This window comes from Mesorhizobium sp. WSM4837 (assembly GCF_055811435.1).
Genome location: NZ_JBVVQE010000009.1, coordinates 92,820 through 108,621, shown reverse-complemented (window position 1 = coordinate 108,621; position 15,802 = coordinate 92,820). Strand labels below are relative to the sequence as shown.

At 61.8% G+C, this 15,802-nt stretch carries 17 protein-coding genes and 2 pseudogenes; 5 read left to right on the top strand and 14 right to left on the bottom strand.

Annotation, left to right across the window (positions count from 1 at the left end; translation table 11 throughout):
• Nucleotides 1–34 precede the first annotated feature (34 nt).
• Nucleotides 35–526 carry an Lrp/AsnC family transcriptional regulator gene (locus tag AC0L3D_RS07585; RefSeq protein ID WP_006333679.1) on the top strand — a complete coding sequence of 164 codons (492 nt, stop codon included), beginning with the start codon at nt 35–37 and terminating at the stop codon, nt 524–526.
• A gap of 11 nt (nt 527–537) precedes the next feature.
• Here the strand turns inward: AC0L3D_RS07585 and AC0L3D_RS07580 are convergent, their stop codons facing one another.
• From AC0L3D_RS07580 to moaA, 10 genes and pseudogenes are all read right to left on the bottom strand, one after another.
• A complete protein-coding gene (locus AC0L3D_RS07580) occupies nt 538–1,107 on the bottom strand; it encodes a DUF3299 domain-containing protein (protein ID WP_473643701.1) in 570 nt (189 codons plus the stop codon).
• Between the two features lie 47 nt (nt 1,108–1,154).
• Nucleotides 1,155–1,733 carry a GNAT family N-acetyltransferase gene (locus tag AC0L3D_RS07575; protein WP_473643700.1) on the bottom strand — a complete coding sequence of 193 codons (579 nt, stop codon included), beginning with the start codon at nt 1,731–1,733 and terminating at the stop codon, nt 1,155–1,157.
• Nucleotides 1,696–2,395: pseudogene (locus AC0L3D_RS07570) on the bottom strand (DNA alkylation repair protein). The gene AC0L3D_RS07575 and the pseudogene AC0L3D_RS07570 overlap by 38 nt, the downstream one beginning before the upstream one ends.
• 8 nt (nt 2,396–2,403) lie before the next feature.
• Nucleotides 2,404–3,273 (bottom strand): NAD(P)-dependent oxidoreductase, encoded by an 870-nt coding sequence (locus AC0L3D_RS07565; RefSeq protein ID WP_473643743.1) that lies wholly within the window; start codon nt 3,271–3,273, stop codon nt 2,404–2,406.
• A 62-nt stretch (nt 3,274–3,335) separates the two neighbouring features.
• Nucleotides 3,336–4,169 carry an ABC transporter permease gene (locus AC0L3D_RS07560; protein WP_473643698.1) on the bottom strand — a complete coding sequence of 278 codons (834 nt, stop codon included), beginning with the start codon at nt 4,167–4,169 and terminating at the stop codon, nt 3,336–3,338.
• Nucleotides 4,166–4,879: an ABC transporter permease gene (locus tag AC0L3D_RS07555; RefSeq protein ID WP_473643696.1), complete on the bottom strand. Its 714-nt coding sequence runs from the start codon at nt 4,877–4,879 to the stop codon at nt 4,166–4,168. The genes AC0L3D_RS07560 and AC0L3D_RS07555 overlap by 4 nt, the downstream gene beginning before the upstream one ends.
• 114 nt (nt 4,880–4,993) lie before the next feature.
• A complete protein-coding gene (locus AC0L3D_RS07550; RefSeq protein ID WP_473643694.1) occupies nt 4,994–5,776 on the bottom strand; it encodes an ABC transporter substrate-binding protein in 783 nt (260 codons plus the stop codon).
• Between the two features lie 212 nt (nt 5,777–5,988).
• Nucleotides 5,989–6,498, bottom strand: coding sequence for a molybdopterin-guanine dinucleotide biosynthesis protein B (mobB, locus tag AC0L3D_RS07545; protein WP_473643692.1), 510 nt, complete (start codon nt 6,496–6,498; stop codon nt 5,989–5,991).
• A 61-nt stretch (nt 6,499–6,559) separates the two neighbouring features.
• Entirely contained in the window at nt 6,560–7,480 is a 921-nt protein-coding gene (locus AC0L3D_RS07540) for a DMT family transporter (protein ID WP_287241942.1), read from the bottom strand.
• Nucleotides 7,481–7,627: 147 nt separating this feature from the next.
• Entirely contained in the window at nt 7,628–8,623 is a 996-nt protein-coding gene (gene moaA / locus AC0L3D_RS07535; protein WP_473643690.1) for a GTP 3',8-cyclase MoaA, read from the bottom strand.
• Nucleotides 8,624–8,927: 304 nt separating this feature from the next.
• Between moaA and AC0L3D_RS07530 the strand changes: the two genes are divergently transcribed.
• Both AC0L3D_RS07530 and AC0L3D_RS07525 read left to right on the top strand, forming a co-directional pair.
• Complete coding sequence (locus AC0L3D_RS07530; RefSeq protein WP_128169523.1) at nt 8,928–9,281, top strand: gamma-butyrobetaine hydroxylase family protein; 354 nt, start codon at nt 8,928–8,930, stop codon at nt 9,279–9,281.
• 64 nt (nt 9,282–9,345) lie between these two features.
• The gene (locus tag AC0L3D_RS07525) at nt 9,346–9,957 is read left to right on the top strand and encodes a pyridoxamine 5'-phosphate oxidase family protein (protein WP_473643689.1); all 612 of its coding nucleotides are present in this window, start codon (nt 9,346–9,348) and stop codon (nt 9,955–9,957) included.
• Nucleotides 9,958–9,962: 5 nt separating this feature from the next.
• On the opposite strand, the gene AC0L3D_RS07520 is transcribed toward AC0L3D_RS07525, so the two are convergent.
• Nucleotides 9,963–10,415 carry a MarR family winged helix-turn-helix transcriptional regulator gene (locus AC0L3D_RS07520; protein ID WP_473643687.1) on the bottom strand — a complete coding sequence of 151 codons (453 nt, stop codon included), beginning with the start codon at nt 10,413–10,415 and terminating at the stop codon, nt 9,963–9,965.
• Nucleotides 10,416–10,462: 47 nt separating this feature from the next.
• On the opposite strand from AC0L3D_RS07520, the gene AC0L3D_RS07515 reads away from it, so the two are divergent.
• Nucleotides 10,463–11,374: an alpha/beta hydrolase gene (locus tag AC0L3D_RS07515; RefSeq protein ID WP_473643685.1), complete on the top strand. Its 912-nt coding sequence runs from the start codon at nt 10,463–10,465 to the stop codon at nt 11,372–11,374.
• A 332-nt stretch (nt 11,375–11,706) separates the two neighbouring features.
• A complete protein-coding gene (locus AC0L3D_RS07510; RefSeq protein WP_473643683.1) occupies nt 11,707–13,599 on the top strand; it encodes a L,D-transpeptidase family protein in 1,893 nt (630 codons plus the stop codon).
• A 5-nt stretch (nt 13,600–13,604) separates the two neighbouring features.
• Here the strand turns inward: AC0L3D_RS07510 and AC0L3D_RS07505 are convergent.
• The 3 genes and pseudogenes from AC0L3D_RS07505 to AC0L3D_RS07495 all read right to left on the bottom strand — a co-directional run bounded on the left by AC0L3D_RS07505 (nt 13,605) and on the right by AC0L3D_RS07495 (nt 15,773).
• A pseudogene (locus AC0L3D_RS07505) lies at nt 13,605–14,080 on the bottom strand (hypothetical protein).
• Between the two features lie 235 nt (nt 14,081–14,315).
• Nucleotides 14,316–14,573: a PepSY domain-containing protein gene (locus AC0L3D_RS07500; protein WP_473531939.1), complete on the bottom strand. Its 258-nt coding sequence runs from the start codon at nt 14,571–14,573 to the stop codon at nt 14,316–14,318.
• Between the two features lie 114 nt (nt 14,574–14,687).
• Entirely contained in the window at nt 14,688–15,773 is a 1,086-nt protein-coding gene (locus AC0L3D_RS07495) for an ABC transporter ATP-binding protein (protein ID WP_473531940.1), read from the bottom strand.
• Nucleotides 15,774–15,802: the final 29 nt, after the last annotated feature.

Genomic DNA, 15,802 nt, shown 5'->3' with positions numbered 1-15,802 from the left:
TCTATTCCTGATCTATCCCCGTGGGAGCACCCAAATGGACCGCCTTGACAGAAAAATCCTCCGCCTCTTGCAGGAGGACGCGACGCTCGCGGTCGCCGATGTCGCCAAGAAAGTCGGACTGTCGACCACGCCCTGCTGGCGGCGCATCCAGAAGCTCGAGGAGGAAGGCGTCATCAAGCGGCGCGTCGCCATCCTCGATCATGAAAAGGTCAATGTGCGCGTCACCGTGTTCGTGTCGATCCGCACCAATTCGCACAGCCATGAGTGGCTGCGCCGCTTTTCGGAGGTCATCCAGGAATTTCCGGAAGTGGTCGAGTTCTACCGGATGAGCGGCGACGTCGACTATCTCTTGCGCGTGGTGGTGCCCGACATCGCTGCTTACGACGCCTTCTACAAGCGGCTGATCGCCAAGATCGAGATCCGCGACGTCTCGTCGTCGTTTGCCATGGAGCAGATCAAATACACGACCGAAATGCCGCTCGACTACATGGTCCTGGACAAGGAATCGGGCGCCAACGCGGCCTGAAGAGTTTTTGCTTAGTTCTTCTTTTTGTTGAGGAAACTCCACGGCGAGGTTGCCGGTAGCGTGATCGTGTCTGGCACGCGATCGACATCCGTCACCTCCGCCTTGCGCACGGTGTAACCCGACTGGATCACGCTGACACCGTCGAGGATGAACAGCTGACTTTTCTCCATGCCCGGCTCCAGCGCGCCGGTCACGGCAACCGGCTGATAGGCTTGCGACATCCTGTAGGGGCGGGCGGGCGTGACGAGGACGATCTGATTGGGCGGCGGCGTCGGCATGTGGCTGCACGCCCCTGTCCACGGCACCAGCAGGAACTGATAGACGAGATCGCCGTCCCGATCGAGCGGCAGCGCATATCCCGCCAGTTGGACGGCCTTGTCTCGCAAATTGAGGGACAGCGTCTCGCCACGGTCAGGGATTTTTGCCGCGACCATCGGCAATCCGACACTTTCGGCAGCGGGCTGGGTCGCCGGGCGCAGGTCCTTCCAGAATATGCGCGCGGTTTCGGCGGAAGCGCTGCCCGCCACTATGGAACTCAGCACGGCCGCCAGCGCCGCTGTCGATTTGAAACGATTGCTCACCGTGTGCTCTCCATTTGACAGGAGTAAAGCTGCCGTCGCCGACAGCGTCAACGTTCGAGCCGCATCACATGCCGGCGCGAGCCGGCCATGCCGATCTCGTGAAATCCGCGGGCCACGAACATCTCTCGAAAGCCCATGAAACGGTAACTCGGTGATGCCTGATCGACCGGATAGGCCTCGATCGTCCTGGCGCCTTTGGCGAAGGCGTGATCGATGGCCGCGTCGAGCAGCTCGCTTGCCAGTCCACGGCCGCGCGACGCCCTCGGCACATAGAAGCAAACGATCGACCAGACGCCTGCCTCGCTGTCGTCCTGCGCCTGCGACAGCTTGCGATAGGTCTCGCGCGGCGCCACGGAGCACCAGCCGACGGTGTTGCCTTCGGCATGGGCGACGATGCCGACCGGCGTGCCGGCGTCGATGAGCGCCATCATGGCCCGTCTCCTCTCATCGTTGGACGCATGCTCGCGGTTTTCGAGGTGGCGCCAGGCCATGCACCAGCAATATTTCGGGCCGCCAGGCTGCTCGAACAGGCTCTCGAAATCGGCGCGCGTCGATCGCGTCACCTCGGTAAAACGGATTTGGCTCCGGTCAGCCTTTTCTGGCGAGCCGCTCGAGCGTTTTGGCATCGGAAAGCTCCCTTACAGCGTCCTTGCCGATCCAGCGCGCCGTCTTGTCGGTCGAACCGGCAAGCTTCTGTGCCAAGGCAAGGGCAGCGCCGTGCAAATTCACCGATCGCTTGCCGATAGAGCGAAGCGCCCAGTTCACCGCCTTCTTCACAAAATTACGGCCATCGCCGGCGTGCGCTTCGATGATCGGCAGGAAGTCGAGGAAGGTCGCCTCTGGCTCCTTCTTCCGGTGGACGACCGACCAGGCCATCATGGCAAAAGCCGTGCGTCGAACGAACTCGCGTTCGTCGGCCGCGAACTCTTCTATCAGTTCCTTCCAGCAATCCGTATCGACAAAGAGATCGGAGACGCCGTCGACGATATCCCACGAGTCGAAAGTCGCCGCCCATCGTCTTGCATCCGCAGCAGAAAACCGCTTCGGATCGGCTGTGACGGAAGCGATGAACTGCGCTTCCATGATGCCCGACTGCCATAGTTCGAAGGCACGCTCATGGTGCGCTTGATTTCTTGGCAATCTGCCGCTGCACGCCATGCGGGATCCCGAGCGCACGTTCGATCTTGATGCCGTAGCGCAGCATGCCAAGGCGGTTCTCCTGCGAGCCGATCGAGCGCAGATGGGCGACAATCTCCTCGGCGCTGGAGTGAGGCGAAAGCTCGGCCACGACAAAACCTACTTCTCCAATCGCGCCAGCAGCGAAGACGTGTCCCAGCGTTTGCCGCCCATGCCCTGCACATCCTTGTAGAACTGGTCGACAAGTGCCGTCACCGGCAGCTTGGCGCCGTTGCGGTCGGCCTCCGCCAGGCAGATGCCGAGATCCTTGCGCATCCAGTCGACGGCGAAGCCGAAATCATATTTGCCGGCATTCATCGTCTTGTGGCGGTTCTCCATCTGCCATGAGCCGGCCGCGCCCTTGGAGATCACCTCGATGACCTTTTCGATGTCGAGCCCAGCCTTCTTTCCGAAATGAATACCTTCGGCCAGCCCTTGGACAAGGCCGGCGATGCAGATCTGGTTGATCATCTTGGTAAGTTGGCCCGAGCCGGCCGGGCCCATCAGCCCGACCATGCGGGCATAGGCATCGATGACAGGCTTCGCCTGCTCGAAGGCTTTCTGTTCGCCGCCGACCATGACGGTCAGGATGCCGTTTTCGGCGCCGGCCTGACCGCCGGAGACCGGTGCGTCGAGGAACGAGAAACCGCGAACTTGCGCCTTCTCCGCCAGTTCGCGCGCGACTTCAGCCGAGGCCGTGGTGTTGTCGATGAAGATAGCTCCGTTCTTCATCAACTGGAACGCACCCTCGGCTCCAATCGTCACCGCGCGCAAATCATCGTCATTGCCAACGCAGCAAAAGACAAAGTCCTTGCCGTCGGCGGCCTCAGCCGGCGTGTCGGCAACACTGCCGCCATGCTGGGCAACCCATTGCTCGGCCTTTGCCTTGGTGCGGTTGTAGACGGTGACGTCGTGGCCGCCCTTGTTCCGGAGATGTCCGGCCATTGGATAGCCCATGACGCCAAGACCGAGAAATGCCACCGATGCCATGTTTTCGAATCCCTTCAATCCTGTTTCCGGCCTTCTTAGCGGATCAGGCAAAGCTATGGGAGTCAGCGGTGCAGATGTATGGTAATGCGCCGTTCTATCCACTCGACCGCGTGGCGGAGTATCTCGACAATGATCAGATAGATGATCGCCGCCCAGACATAGGACTGGAAGTCGAAAGTGCGCGAATAGGTGAGCTTCGTGATGCCCATCAGATCATATACGGTGATGATGGCTACGATCGCCGAGCCCTTGATCATCAGGATGATCTCGTTGCCGTAGGGACGCAGCGCCACGATCAGTGCCTGCGGCAGGATGATCTTCCACATCGTCTGCAATTTGTGCAAGCCGAGCGAGGCGGCGCCCTCCCACTGGCCTCTGGGCACGCTCTCGATCGCGCCGCGCAGGATTTCAGCCTGATAGGCGGCAGTATTGAGCGAGAAGGCGAAGATTGCGCAGTTGAACGCCTCCCGGAAAAAACCCCAGAGGCCAATCATATCGAGCTGCGGCCGGAACGAGCCTACGCCGTAATAGACAAGGAAGGTCTGGGCCAGCAGCGGCGTGCCGCGGAAGAAATAGACATAGGCGTAGGCAAGATCTGAAAGAAATCGGTTTTTCGACATGCGGGCATAGGCGATCGGCACCGACAGGACCGCGCCAAGCACGATCGAGATGGCGACCAGCAAAAGCGTCACACCTAGCCCTGTCACATAGGATGGCGCATATTTCGAGAAAAGCTCGCCGTTCCAGGCGACAAAGAGGTACACAGCAATCCCGGCGAGAAGAGCTATCCACATACAGACCAGCGCGTAGCCGAGAATACGTTGGCGCGGCCAGCCGTGCGGGATTGCTGGCGGTTTTTCGACCTTCCTCGCCACGTCGGCTGCTGCCGCACTCATCGCTGCACCTGCTGGCGGCCGACCGCTCGTTCGATCGCATTGATGCCGAAGGACGATATGATGGCGAGGAGCAGATAAATAAGCGCGGCAACACCGAAAAACAGGAAGGCGTGCTTGGTGACACGGGCGGCGACGCCCGCTTGCCGCAATATGTCGGTAAGACCGATGGCGGAAACCAGGGCGGTATCCTTGAGAAGGATGAGCCACAGATTGGCAAGACCCGGCAGTGCGATACGGACAAGCTGCGGCAGCACCACAAGGCGCATCGTGTGCCAGCCAGACAGGCCAACCGAATAGCCGCCCTCATACTGTCCCTTCGGGATGGCGCGGAATGCCGAGAGGAAGACCTCGCTGGCGTAGGACGAGAAGACGACGCCGAGCGCGATCATGCCGGAAACAAAAGCATTCACTTCGACCGCGGCGGTCGGGTCATACAGGCGCATCAATTGCTGAATGCCGATTTGCGCGCCGTAAAAGATGATGAACAGGGTCAGCAACTCAGGCAATCCACGAAAGATCGTGGTGTAGATATTGCCGGCCAGCCGCAGCGACGGCTCGTTGGATTGCTTGGCCAGCGCAACCAGAAAGCCGATCACCAGACCGAGAGGCAGGGTCGCGGCTGCAAGCGAAACGGTGATGAAAACACCATAGGCGATGTCGTCGAGCCAGCCTTCGGGTCCCCAACTGAGCAGCGTCCAAACGCTTTGCATCCGCCTGCCTGTTCTCCTCTATGGCTTTTTTTGAGAGCGCGGCGTCAGCCCTGGCGCGCCGCGCCTTGCGCAAACGGCGGGGATGTCCCGCCGTTCGCCGTCAACCCGGAAGGATCAGGACTCGCCGCCGTAGACGTCGTACTTGAAGTACTTGTCGTTGATTTCCTTGTACTTTCCGTTGGCGCGGATGGCGTCGATCGCCTTGTTGAACTGGTCGACCAACGCGGTATCGCCCTTGCGTACCGCGATGCCGGCGCCCGGACCATGTATCTCGATGTCGGGCGTGATTGCGCCGATCAGCTTGCAGCAGGCGCCGTCCGGCGTGGCAAGCCAGCCTTCGATGACGGTGATGTCGTCGTTGACCGCATCAACGCGGCCATTGGCGAGATCGAGCTGGTATTCCTGCGCGGTGGGGTATGGCTTGATTGTACTGTCGGCATAAGTCTTGGTTGAATAATTGAAGTGGGTGGTGGCCGCCTGCACGCCGATCGTCTTGCCGGCCAGATCCTCCTTGGTCACGCCTTTGATATCGCTGTCCTTGGGCGCGGCGATGGCCGGCGGCGTGTTGTAGTATTTGTTGGTGAAGTCGACCTTCTCGGCACGCTCCGGCGTGATCGACATCGAGGCGACGATGGCGTCGAACTTGCCGGCCTGAAGCGCCGGGATGATGCCGTCCCAATCCTGCGCGACGAAAGTGCACGTCACCTTCATCTCGTCGCAAAGCGCCTTGGCGATATCGATGTCGAAACCCACGAGCTGACCGTCAGCGGTCAGGTTGTTGAACGGCGGATAGGCTCCCTCCGTACCGATCCTCAAGGTTTTCTCCTGAGCCTGGGCAACGCCCAATGTCAGCAGCGCCGCCGATGCGGCGAGCGCGATACGCAGTGCAGTACGCATGATAGTCCTCTCTGTATGTTCCCGGCCGTCGTTCCGAACGGCTCTGTGGGCGGTTCTGTTGACCGCCGGCTGGCGCGATACTCCCATTCTTTCCCAAGAAAAAGCAACTGTAAAACCGGTGCTTGCGGGTTTCGCATTGCCGGACAATGCTGACGCTGCGGCAGGCATAGCAACGACGAAAAAGGGGCGGCCGATGCTTCTTCGGCAGTCCCTCAGCGCGTCAAACCTGTCGACCGCTCGATGAAGTCGGCTATCGATCTGGTGTCGTCGAGATCGAAGACGGGCAGGCTTTCGTCGGCTACGGCGAAGTCGGCGGCGACGGCGACGATATGCGGATCATTTGCCGAAAGCGGCGCCCGGTCCTTGGCCTCCATCCGCCGCGTCTCGATCTTGCTGTGCGCCTCGCGCTTGTAGCCTTCGACCAGCACGATGTCGGCGGCGCCGAGCCGCGACAGGATCACATCCAGCGTCGGCTCGTCCTCGCCGCGCAATTCGTGCATCAGCGCCCAGCGCCTGTCCGACACGATGGCGACTTCAGTGGCCCCGGCCTGCCGGTGGCGAAAACTGTCCGCCCCCGGTTTGTCGATGTCGAAGGCATGATGGGCGTGTTTTACCGTCGAGACTTTCCAGCCACGCCGGACGAGCTCGGCGACCAGCTTTTCGGTCAGTGTCGTCTTGCCGGAATTCTTCCAGCCGGTGATACCGAAGACGCGTCTCATCATGGCTTCATGCTCTGCAACAGACCCTCGACGCGGACAAGGTCACTCGTGGCGAACGGCAAGCCTATATGCCGTCCGGCGCCATATCAGGTCCAGCGCTTTCGGCGGCTGTCTTGCGCCGGCCGACGATCCGTTCGCGGTAAAGTGCGTAGAGGCCGGAGCAGACGATGATGCTGGCGCCGAGGATCATCGGCAGGTCGGGAACGTCGCCGAAGATGAACAGGCCAAGCAGGATCGACCAGAGCAGGGCCGTGTAGCGGAACGGCGCGATGAACGAGATGTCGCCCACCCGCATCGCCATGATGATGAACTGGTAACCGATGACCACGAGCACTGCCGCCAATGCCAGGAACGCCGTGCTTTCCCCCGTCATCGGTGTCCATCCGCCCATTGGCAAAAGCAGCGCCGCGCCGAGCACGGTCATGGCGACTGCCGTGGTGGTCGACACCAGCAATGTCGGAATGGCTTGCGGTATCCGCTTGGTGGCGAGGTCACGCACCGCACAACAGGCGACACAGGCCAGCGCCAGCAGCGAATAGATGCTGAACCCCTCGAAGCCGGGCCGCACGATGATCAGCACGCCGGCAAAACCGATGGCGATGGCCAGCCAGCGCCGCCAGCCGACGCCTTCCTTGAACACAAGTGCTGCGCCCATCGTCACCGCCAGCGGCAGCGCCTGCAGCACGGCCGAGACATTGGCAATCGGCAGATGGGCAAGGGCGATGAGAAACGACGCGGTAGCGCCGGCTTCGCCGATCACGCGTATCGCCACCATCGGCTGCAGCATCGAGCCGGGCAGGGCAAGCGCACCGCGTTGCCAGGCAAGCAGGCCCACGAAAAGCGAAGCGAAGGCGCCGCGGATCAGCATGACCTGCGCCATGTTCATGGATTCCGACGCGACTTTGGTGATCGCGTCGTTGAGGGTGAAACCACTCATGGCCACCACCATGAACAGTGCACCGCGAAGATTTGGGGAAAAAAGCAAAGGCGTTACCACTGTGGTCCTGCATCAAGCCTCTACCAGCCGGCGGCAAGACAGCAACGTCAAAGGGCTGGTCCACGGCCTTCGGCGGCTCGCTGCAACCTCCTCGCAACAGCGGCAGGATCTATTTCGGCGGTGCGACCAGGAACATCAGCCGCCGGTGACGCTCATGTGCCGCGATACCGACGGACGGTTGGTGCGGCGGTCGATGATGAAATCATGGCCCTTCGGCTTGCGGCCAATGGCTTCGTCGATGGCGTCGGCGACCAGTTCGTTGCCTTCGGATGCACGCAACGGTGCGCGCAGGTCGGCGGCATCTTCCTGGCCGAGGCACATATAGAGCGTGCCGGTGCAGGTCAGCCGGACGCGGTTGCAGCTTTCGCAAAAATTATGCGTCATCGGCGTGATGAAGCCGAGCCTGCCACCGGTCTCGGCGACGTGGACGTAGCGGGCCGGGCCACCGGTCTTGTAGGGGATGTCGGTCAGCGTGAACTGCCGCTCGAGTGCTGCGCGCAGCAGCGACAGCGGCAGATACTGGTCGGTGCGGTCGGCGTCGATCTCGCCCATCGGCATGGTTTCGATGACAGTCAACTCCATGCCGCGGCCGTGCGCCCAGCGCAGCATCTCGGGCAGTTCGGCGTCATTGAAATCCTTCAGCGCCACCGCATTGAGCTTCACCTTCAGTCCCGCTGCCTGCGCGGCGTCGATGCCGTCCATGACCTTGTCGAGATTGCCCCAGCGGGTAATCTGGCGGAATTTTTCCGGGTCCAGCGTGTCCAGCGAGACGTTGATGCGCTTGACCCCGCAATCGGCGAGTTCAGCGGCAAAGCGCGAAAGCTGCGAGCCGTTGGTGGTCAGCGTCAATTCTTCCAGAGCGCCGCTTTCGAGATGACGCGAAATCTGACGCACAAGATGCATGATGTTCTTGCGCACCAGCGGCTCGCCGCCGGTAAGACGCAGTTTCCTGACGCCCTTTTGGATGAAAACCGTGCATAGCCGGTCGAGTTCTTCCAGCGACAGCAAATCCTTCTTGGGAAGGAACGCCATGTCCTCGGCCATGCAATAGGTGCAGCGGAAGTCGCAGCGGTCGGTGACCGAAACGCGCAGATAGCTGATCGTGCGACCAAAAGGATCGATCATGTCCATGCTGGTGCGTTTCCCGTGGTTGCGAACGGCATCGTTATATATGGCTATGTGATACGATCCAACCTGCCATTCAAGTCAAGAAGTTTCGATTCCTAAAGCGCGTCGCGTTCGACCGGCCCTCATACGACGCGCTTTAGGTTGTTGTTTATGCATGTCGTTATCGCAAAAACCGCTGCACAATTTTGCGCGACATGCATTAGGCAACATCGCGCCGCCGACAGATCGTGTCGGAAGTTTCGAAGCGGCCTTTTCCCGCTGCGCGAAGCGGCGTAAGGAAAGGACAGATGATGCGGAACCTATCACCATGACGGCGCCGAAGGAACTCAGGGTCTCGAAGGACCGCAGGCTGCTAACCGTGACGTTCCCTGGCCATCAGCCGTTCGAGCTGCCGGCGGAGCTGCTGCGGGTGGCCTCGCCATCGGCCGAAGTGCAGGGCCATTCGCCCGAACAGCGCGTGACCGTTCCCGGCAAGCGCAAGGTTGCGATCCTGAAGATCGAACCGGTCGGCAACTATGCCGTCCGCATCACCTTCGACGATTTCCACGATACCGGCATCTTCACCTGGAACTACCTGCATACGCTGGGTCATGAGAAGGACGCACGCTGGGCCGCCTATCTCGCCGAGCTGGAAGAGAAGGGGCTAAGCCGCGATCGGTAGCTCCGGCCCGTCGTCAAAGCGTCACCGATTGGAGTAGCGGCTGCGGATGCTCGGAGGCGAAAAAATGTCCGTCATCACCACGGTCGAACAGCTCGAAGCGCTCTATGGGCTGCCCGGCGAGACATCGCTGGTCAAGGAACTCGACCATGTCATTCCCGAATACGCCGCCTTCATCGAGGCCTCGCCTTTTGCCGCGCTCGCGACCAGCGGGCCGGAAGGGCTGGATTGCTCGCCGCGCGGCGATCTCGCCGGCTTCGTCCGCATCCATGATCCGAAAACCCTGATGATGCCGGACCGGCGCGGCAACAACCGTGCCGATTCGCTAAAAAACATCATTCGCGATCCGCGCGTCGGCCTGTTGTTCCTGGTCCCAGGCTGCGGCACCACGCTGCGCGTCAACGGCCGCGCCCACATCACCACGGATGCCGCGCTGTGTGCCTCGTTCAGCGTCGACGGCCGACCGGCGCGTTCGGTCATGGGCATCGATGTCAATTCGGTCTATTTCCAGTGCGCTCGCGCCGTCCATCGGTCGGAACTGTGGAACCCGGCGAGGCATGTCGACCCGAAGTCGCTGCCGACACCCGGAAAGATCCTGGAAATCACCAGCCGGAAAGGCATCGACGGCGAGGCTTACGACAGGGAATGGCCGGAGCGCGCGAAAAAGTCGATGTGGTGAGCGGGTCACGCTTCCCTAAGCACGTCGGCAATCTTGCGCATCTGCTCGCCGATCATGTCGCATTGCTCCGGCGTCGACTGGCTCATCGCTTTCTCGATCAGCGCCATATGGACCTTCAGGGCCTGCATCAGCAGTTCCGTGCCGGCTTCGGTCAGGGTCAGGCGCAGCACGCGCTTGTCCTTCTGATCGCCTTCGCGGCGCAGCAGGCCGCGTGTCTCGAGTTGCGGCAGCAGCATGGTGATGTTGGAGCGGCCGACCAGCAGCCGGCGGGCGAGATCGTGCTGCGACATGCCGGGATGGCGGTAAAGGTTCATCAGCACGTCGAGCTGCGCCGGCTTCAGGTCCAGCGGCGCTAGCTTCACTGCCAGCGTGCGTTCCAGCGCATGGCAGGCGCGCGCCACCGCGACCCAGTTGCGAAAACGCGGGTTGTCCCAGGGCAGCTCTTGTTTAATGTTCATGTTTGAACTATTATGTTCATGCTTGAACGAATGGATGGATTGCCACTATGGCATCATTTGGATTGAAGGTCATCCGGGGCGTGTTTGCCGCCGCCGAACATGTGGCTCCCCGCCTGACCGGTCGCGCGGCATTCGAACTGTTCTGCCGCACGCCGAACGCCAAAATCCTCAGCGACGGCGAGCGGCGCGCCGTCGACCGCGCCGCCGGCTTCATGGCCGAGGCGCGCCATCATCGGCTGAAGACCAAAAACGGCTGCGTCATGGTGCATGAATTCAGGCCAGAGCCGGGCAGGCGGGCCGCCGGCACGGTGCTCGTCATCCATGGCTGGCGTTCGCGCACCGAATATATGCGCACGCTGATCGAAGCCTATCGAGACGCCGGCTACAAGGTTGTCTCGCTCGACCTGCCGGGCCACGGCCAGTCGGAGGGCCGCCGGCTCACATTGGTCAGCGCTGTAGAGGCCGCCCGACTCGCTGGCGAATGGTTCGGCCCGTTCGTGGCGGTCGTCGGCCATTCCTTCGGCGGTGCCGTGGCCGCCAATGCCGTCGTCGGTTCGGTCAAGGACGTTCCGCCGCTGGCGGCCGAGCGGCTGGTGCTGATCGCGGCACCGAGCTCGCTGCCGGCGATCTTCAACGATTTCAGCCGCATGCTCAGTGTCGGCCCACGCTCCCAGGCCGCCATGGCCGACCGGGTCGAACGCATCGCCGGCCGGCCGCTGCACGAATTCACCGGCGACCGCCAGCTTGCCGGCACGCCGGTGCCAACGCTGGTCGTCCATGCGCCGAACGACCGCGAAGTGTCCGCCGACCATGCAAGGCTCTATGCCGGCGCCGGCGACCATGTGCGGCTTTACTGGGCCGACGGGCTCGGCCACCGCCGCATCCTCGCCGACAAGGGCGTGGTCGAGCGTGCGGTCGGCTTCGTTGCCGAACACCGGGAGCCGGTATCGCTGCATTAAACAGCGACGGCTTCGACCTGCGTGTAGAGATCGACCGCTTCGAGGAAGAGCGCTTCCTTGCAGCCGAATGCTGCTTAGAGGCTGGTTGAGCTGGCTCCCATCGCCGCGGCGCCATCGCCCGACCTGAGCGCTATTTGCTGGAACCGGAGCGGACCCAATTCGCTTCGGTTGCCACCGTTGTGAAACTGTTCTGCAACAGACCTCCTGAAATTTATGAAAGCTTAACGAAATCAGTATGAATCGGTGTAGTCGCGCCCTACATCCATGATGCGGTGGGCGAGACCGTCAAGCGATGCGGAACGGAGCCGGTTGCAGCCGGAGCGGGTGATCCCATGAAATTCCTCGGAAACAAAGCAACCGTGATGCCGCTTGCGGCGGTCGCGGCAATGCTGGCCTTCGGCGTGCCGCAGGCAGACGCGCAAGGGTTTTTCGAGAGGCTCTTCGGCGGTGGTGTCAGGCATTCGCCGCGAGCTGATTTCCCCCTGCCGCCATCAAGGCAGAGGCCGAAATACAAGCCATATGCAGCAGCGCCCGCTGCCTCTCGGATCCGCGGCCCGTCCTATTACACCTACAAGAGCGATCCGCTCGTGCGCGTCGACTTCTCGACGCTGACGGCAGCGCCGGAGCCGGCAATGCCACAAGACGCCGCATTCCAGCCTTCTTTCGCCACCGGCGCGGCCTTCCGCGAAGCGATTGCCGGACTGAACGATTACGAGCTCTACGCCGAGAAAGACATCGCCAAGGCGCTCGTCGCCTATTACGCGGCCAATCCGGATTTCATCTGGGTGACGGGAGCCAATGCCAACAGCCGCGCGCAAGATGCGGTGCGGGTGCTTGGCGAGGCGACGAGCTATGGCCTCACGCCGGCCGACTATACGGTTGAAGTGCCTGCCGCCGGCGCATCGACCGGCAGCGCCGATGCGCGGCTGAAGGAACTCGTCCGCTTCGAGATGGCGCTGTCAGCGCGCGTCTTGCGCTATGTCCACGACGCGCAAAGCGGCCGCGTCGATCCCAATCGCATCACCGGCTACTATGATTTCCCGGTCAAGCCGCTCGACATGGAAGGCGTGCTGAAAACGCTGACACGCACCCAGCAAGTGCGCACCTATCTCGAATCGCGGCATCCGCAGAACGCCGAATATCAGGCGCTGCGCGTCGAACTGGAATCACTTCAGGCCAGCGTCGACGACGAGATCGTCGTCGATCCCAAGCTGTTGCTGAAGCCGGGGGAGACCAGCCCCGAACTGCCGAAGCTTCTGACGAAGATAGCCCGCAATCTCGACGACGAGATGGGCGGCGCCTATGGCGAGATATTGGCCCAGCTCGCCACCAGCGAGGTCTATGCCCCGGAACTGGTGCCGGTCATCAAGGCGGTGCAGAAAAAGGCTGGCATGAAGGGCGACGGCGTCATCGGTCCGCGCACCGTCGCGGCGCTGGTCGGGACGTCCACGGCCGACAAGATTCAAAAGGTGCATGTCGCGCTGGAAGAGTTGCGCTGGCTGCCATCCGATCTCGGCAGCCCGCGTGTCTTCATCAACCAGCCGGCCTTTACCGCGAGCTACATCGAGAATGGCGAGGAGAAGCTGAAGACCCGAGTCGTCATCGGCAAGACCACCAACCAGACTTCCTTCTTTTACGACCAGCTTGAGCAGGTCGATTTCCATCCCTATTGGGGCGTGCCGCAGTCGATCCTCGTCAACGAGATGCTGCCGCGGCTGCGCAGGGATCCCGGCTATCTCGACCGCGCCGGCTACGAAGTGGTCAACGCGCGCGGCAAACGCATTCCCTCCTCCTCGGTCAATTGGGGCGCCTATGGCGCGAAGATACCTTATGGCGTGCGCCAGCTGCCGAGCGAGGCCAATGCGCTGGGCGAACTGAAGATCCTGTTCCCCAACAAGCACGCCATCTACATGCACGACACGCCGCAAAAGACGTTTTTCCAGCGTGACACGCGCGCGCTCAGCCATGGCTGCGTTCGTCTGCAGGATCCGCGCGGCATGGCGGCGGCCGTGCTCGGCACCTCGGTCGACTACATTGCGGAGAAGCTGAAGCACGGACATTCGACCGAAAAGGTGGCGCGCACGATCCCGGTCTATGTCGCCTATTTCACCGCCTGGCCGGACATGTCCGGCAAAGTCGAATATTTCAGCGACGTCTATGACCGCGACACGCGGCTGCAGCAGGCACTCGACAGCACGGAAGCGGTGCGCTCGCCGGCAAGCTGAGGATTCTAACGTAGGGAGAGCGGGCGCCGGAAGCCGGCCTCGCGCCCGGCAATCAGCCAGTAGACCAGACCGGCGACCAGGCCAGCGGCGGCGATGATGCCGATATCGGCCCAGCGCTCGGGGCTCAGGTCCTCCGGCGCGCTCGGCCAGATCAAGACGAAGCCGGCAGCCGCTGCTGCGGCGCCGAAGACCTATGCAGCCAAAAACTGCGCAGCGAAAACAATTCGGCGATCAGCGCGAAGATCAGCGTCTGCAGACCCGTCAGCATGATCGTCAGGAAATAGATCAACATGCCGAGGGGCGGCACGACCAGCGCCGCGATGGGGGAGACCCCCATGAGATCGAAATACGCCGGTGCATCAGGCAGCGAACTCAATGCACCATAGATCGTGGCCACGGCAATCAGTCCGACCAGCACCGCAACGAAATAGCCGGCGAGCATCATCAGAACGCGTTTCGCCACATGCTTTGCCGTCGCCATGCCCACCCCCGTGCGGCTCAATGATCACGCCGCAGTCAGCCATCAAAGGCGCATCGGCGCAAGGGGATGCCGAAAAGCGCGCGGGAACCGTCGCCCCAGTCATGGTGAAGCTACGCCGCCGCCCGCTTCCGAGGGATCGTCCCCAGGCTGCGCTGTAACCTGGTTGCCGGAATTATTCCCGGTTCCTTTGAGATAAGCCGGCCGCACGTATCGGCTGGGGGAAGATGGCCGCGATCTATTTGGGCTCGGCTGTCACCGGATCGTAGGTGATTTCGACCTTCGCCTTGTCGGTTGTGTAATACGTAACGGTGTAGGCGCCGCTGTCCCAGGCGACCTCGTCGACATAGCGAAAGTCGTCGCGCTGCTCGACCTTGGCGATTATCTCCGACAGTTTCCTGGCATTCTGCGGCGGCAACGGACTTCCGTCTGCGGCAAGGGCCGGTTCACCGAAAAAGAGAACTGCGACGCCTGTCGCCAAAACAAGTCTGAACATGGCTTTCCCTCACTTCTCGCAAAAGTAGAAACTCGTGGCCATGCAGGTTTGTTCCGGGTTCCGGAATGGACACCCGCGAATTTGCGCCGACGCACCTTGTTCTCGTTGCTCGTGCTAATGCGTCTGCAACTCACCTTCGTCGGGGAAGAGGTGGGCCAAGGCCGTGTCGAACGTGAGCTCCAGAGCGTCACCCGGTTGAAAGACCTTGTCTTCATTGAAGGCCGCAATGAGTTCGCTGTTATCGCGAAGTGTCAGGTCGACGACCGTCTCGCTGCCCAAGCGCTCGGCATGTGCCACGATGCCATGCAGCAAGCCTTTTCCAGATTGCACCGGCCGCAGGTACTGCGGACGGACACCCAGGATGGCCTTGCCGTCTTTCCGGAAGGGGCGCCCTCTGGTCGCTACCCTGATCGGCTCCAGGGATTGGTTGCCAACCATTGCCGCTTCGCCATCGAGGTCGAGGACGTCGACGTCCAGGAAATTCATCGACGGGGCTCCCAGAAAGCCGGCAACGAACCTGTTGGCCGGCTCGTGATAGAGCTCCATCGGCGCTCCGATCTGCATGACTTGACCGTCCTTGAGGACGACGATCCTGTCAGCCAGCGTCATCGCCTCGACCTGGTCGTGGGTTACATAGATCATCGTTGTGCCCAGTTGCCTGCGCAGCCGACCGATTTCCATGCGCATGTCCATGCGCAGTGCGGCGTCGAGGTTGGAGAGCGGCTCGTCAAACAGGAATACGGCCGGTTTCCGGGTGATTGCGCGCCCGATGGCGACGCGCTGGCGCTGGCCGCCCGAAAGCTGACTTGGCCGGCGGTCGAGCAAATGTTCCATTTGCAGGATGCGTGCGGCCTCGGCCACCTTCTGCTGCTTTTCCTGCCTGGAAGCGCCCGCGATCGTAAGGCCGAACGCGATGTTCTCGCGCACGGTCATGTGCGGAAAGATGGCATAGCTCTGGAACACCATCGCAACACCGCGTTGCTTGGGCTGCAGCTGGTTGACCACCCGGCCTCCGATCTCGAGGGTGCCTTCGGTTATGTCCTCGAGTCCGGCGATCATGCGCAGCAACGTGGACTTCCCGCAGCCCGACGGTCCAACAAAGACGACGAACTCGCCGTCGTTGATGTGGATATCGACGCCTTTGATGATTTCGACGCGACCGAAGGATTTCTTGACGCCCTTGAGTGAGACCTCAGCCATGAGCGATGGCTCCCGTTTCCTGATTCATG

Coding starts and splice junctions, on each gene's coding strand:
- AC0L3D_RS07585 (WP_006333679.1), top strand. CDS start 35: ATGGACCGCCTTGACAGAAAAATCCTCCGCCTCTTGCAGGAGGACGCG.
- AC0L3D_RS07575 (WP_473643700.1), bottom strand. CDS start 1,733: ATGCCAAAACGCTCGAGCGGCTCGCCAGAAAAGGCTGACCGGAGCCAA.
- AC0L3D_RS07565 (WP_473643743.1), bottom strand. CDS start 3,273: ATGGCATCGGTGGCATTTCTCGGTCTTGGCGTCATGGGCTATCCAATG.
- AC0L3D_RS07560 (WP_473643698.1), bottom strand. CDS start 4,169: ATGAGTGCGGCAGCAGCCGACGTGGCGAGGAAGGTCGAAAAACCGCCA.
- AC0L3D_RS07555 (WP_473643696.1), bottom strand. CDS start 4,879: ATGCAAAGCGTTTGGACGCTGCTCAGTTGGGGACCCGAAGGCTGGCTC.
- AC0L3D_RS07550 (WP_473643694.1), bottom strand. CDS start 5,776: ATGCGTACTGCACTGCGTATCGCGCTCGCCGCATCGGCGGCGCTGCTG.
- mobB (WP_473643692.1), bottom strand. CDS start 6,498: ATGATGAGACGCGTCTTCGGTATCACCGGCTGGAAGAATTCCGGCAAG.
- moaA (WP_473643690.1), bottom strand. CDS start 8,623: ATGGACATGATCGATCCTTTTGGTCGCACGATCAGCTATCTGCGCGTT.
- AC0L3D_RS07530 (WP_128169523.1), top strand. CDS start 8,928: ATGACGGCGCCGAAGGAACTCAGGGTCTCGAAGGACCGCAGGCTGCTA.
- AC0L3D_RS07525 (WP_473643689.1), top strand. CDS start 9,346: ATGTCCGTCATCACCACGGTCGAACAGCTCGAAGCGCTCTATGGGCTG.
- AC0L3D_RS07520 (WP_473643687.1), bottom strand. CDS start 10,415: ATGAACATTAAACAAGAGCTGCCCTGGGACAACCCGCGTTTTCGCAAC.
- AC0L3D_RS07515 (WP_473643685.1), top strand. CDS start 10,463: ATGGCATCATTTGGATTGAAGGTCATCCGGGGCGTGTTTGCCGCCGCC.
- AC0L3D_RS07510 (WP_473643683.1), top strand. CDS start 11,707: ATGAAATTCCTCGGAAACAAAGCAACCGTGATGCCGCTTGCGGCGGTC.
- AC0L3D_RS07500 (WP_473531939.1), bottom strand. CDS start 14,573: ATGTTCAGACTTGTTTTGGCGACAGGCGTCGCAGTTCTCTTTTTCGGT.
- AC0L3D_RS07495 (WP_473531940.1), bottom strand. CDS start 15,773: ATGGCTGAGGTCTCACTCAAGGGCGTCAAGAAATCCTTCGGTCGCGTC.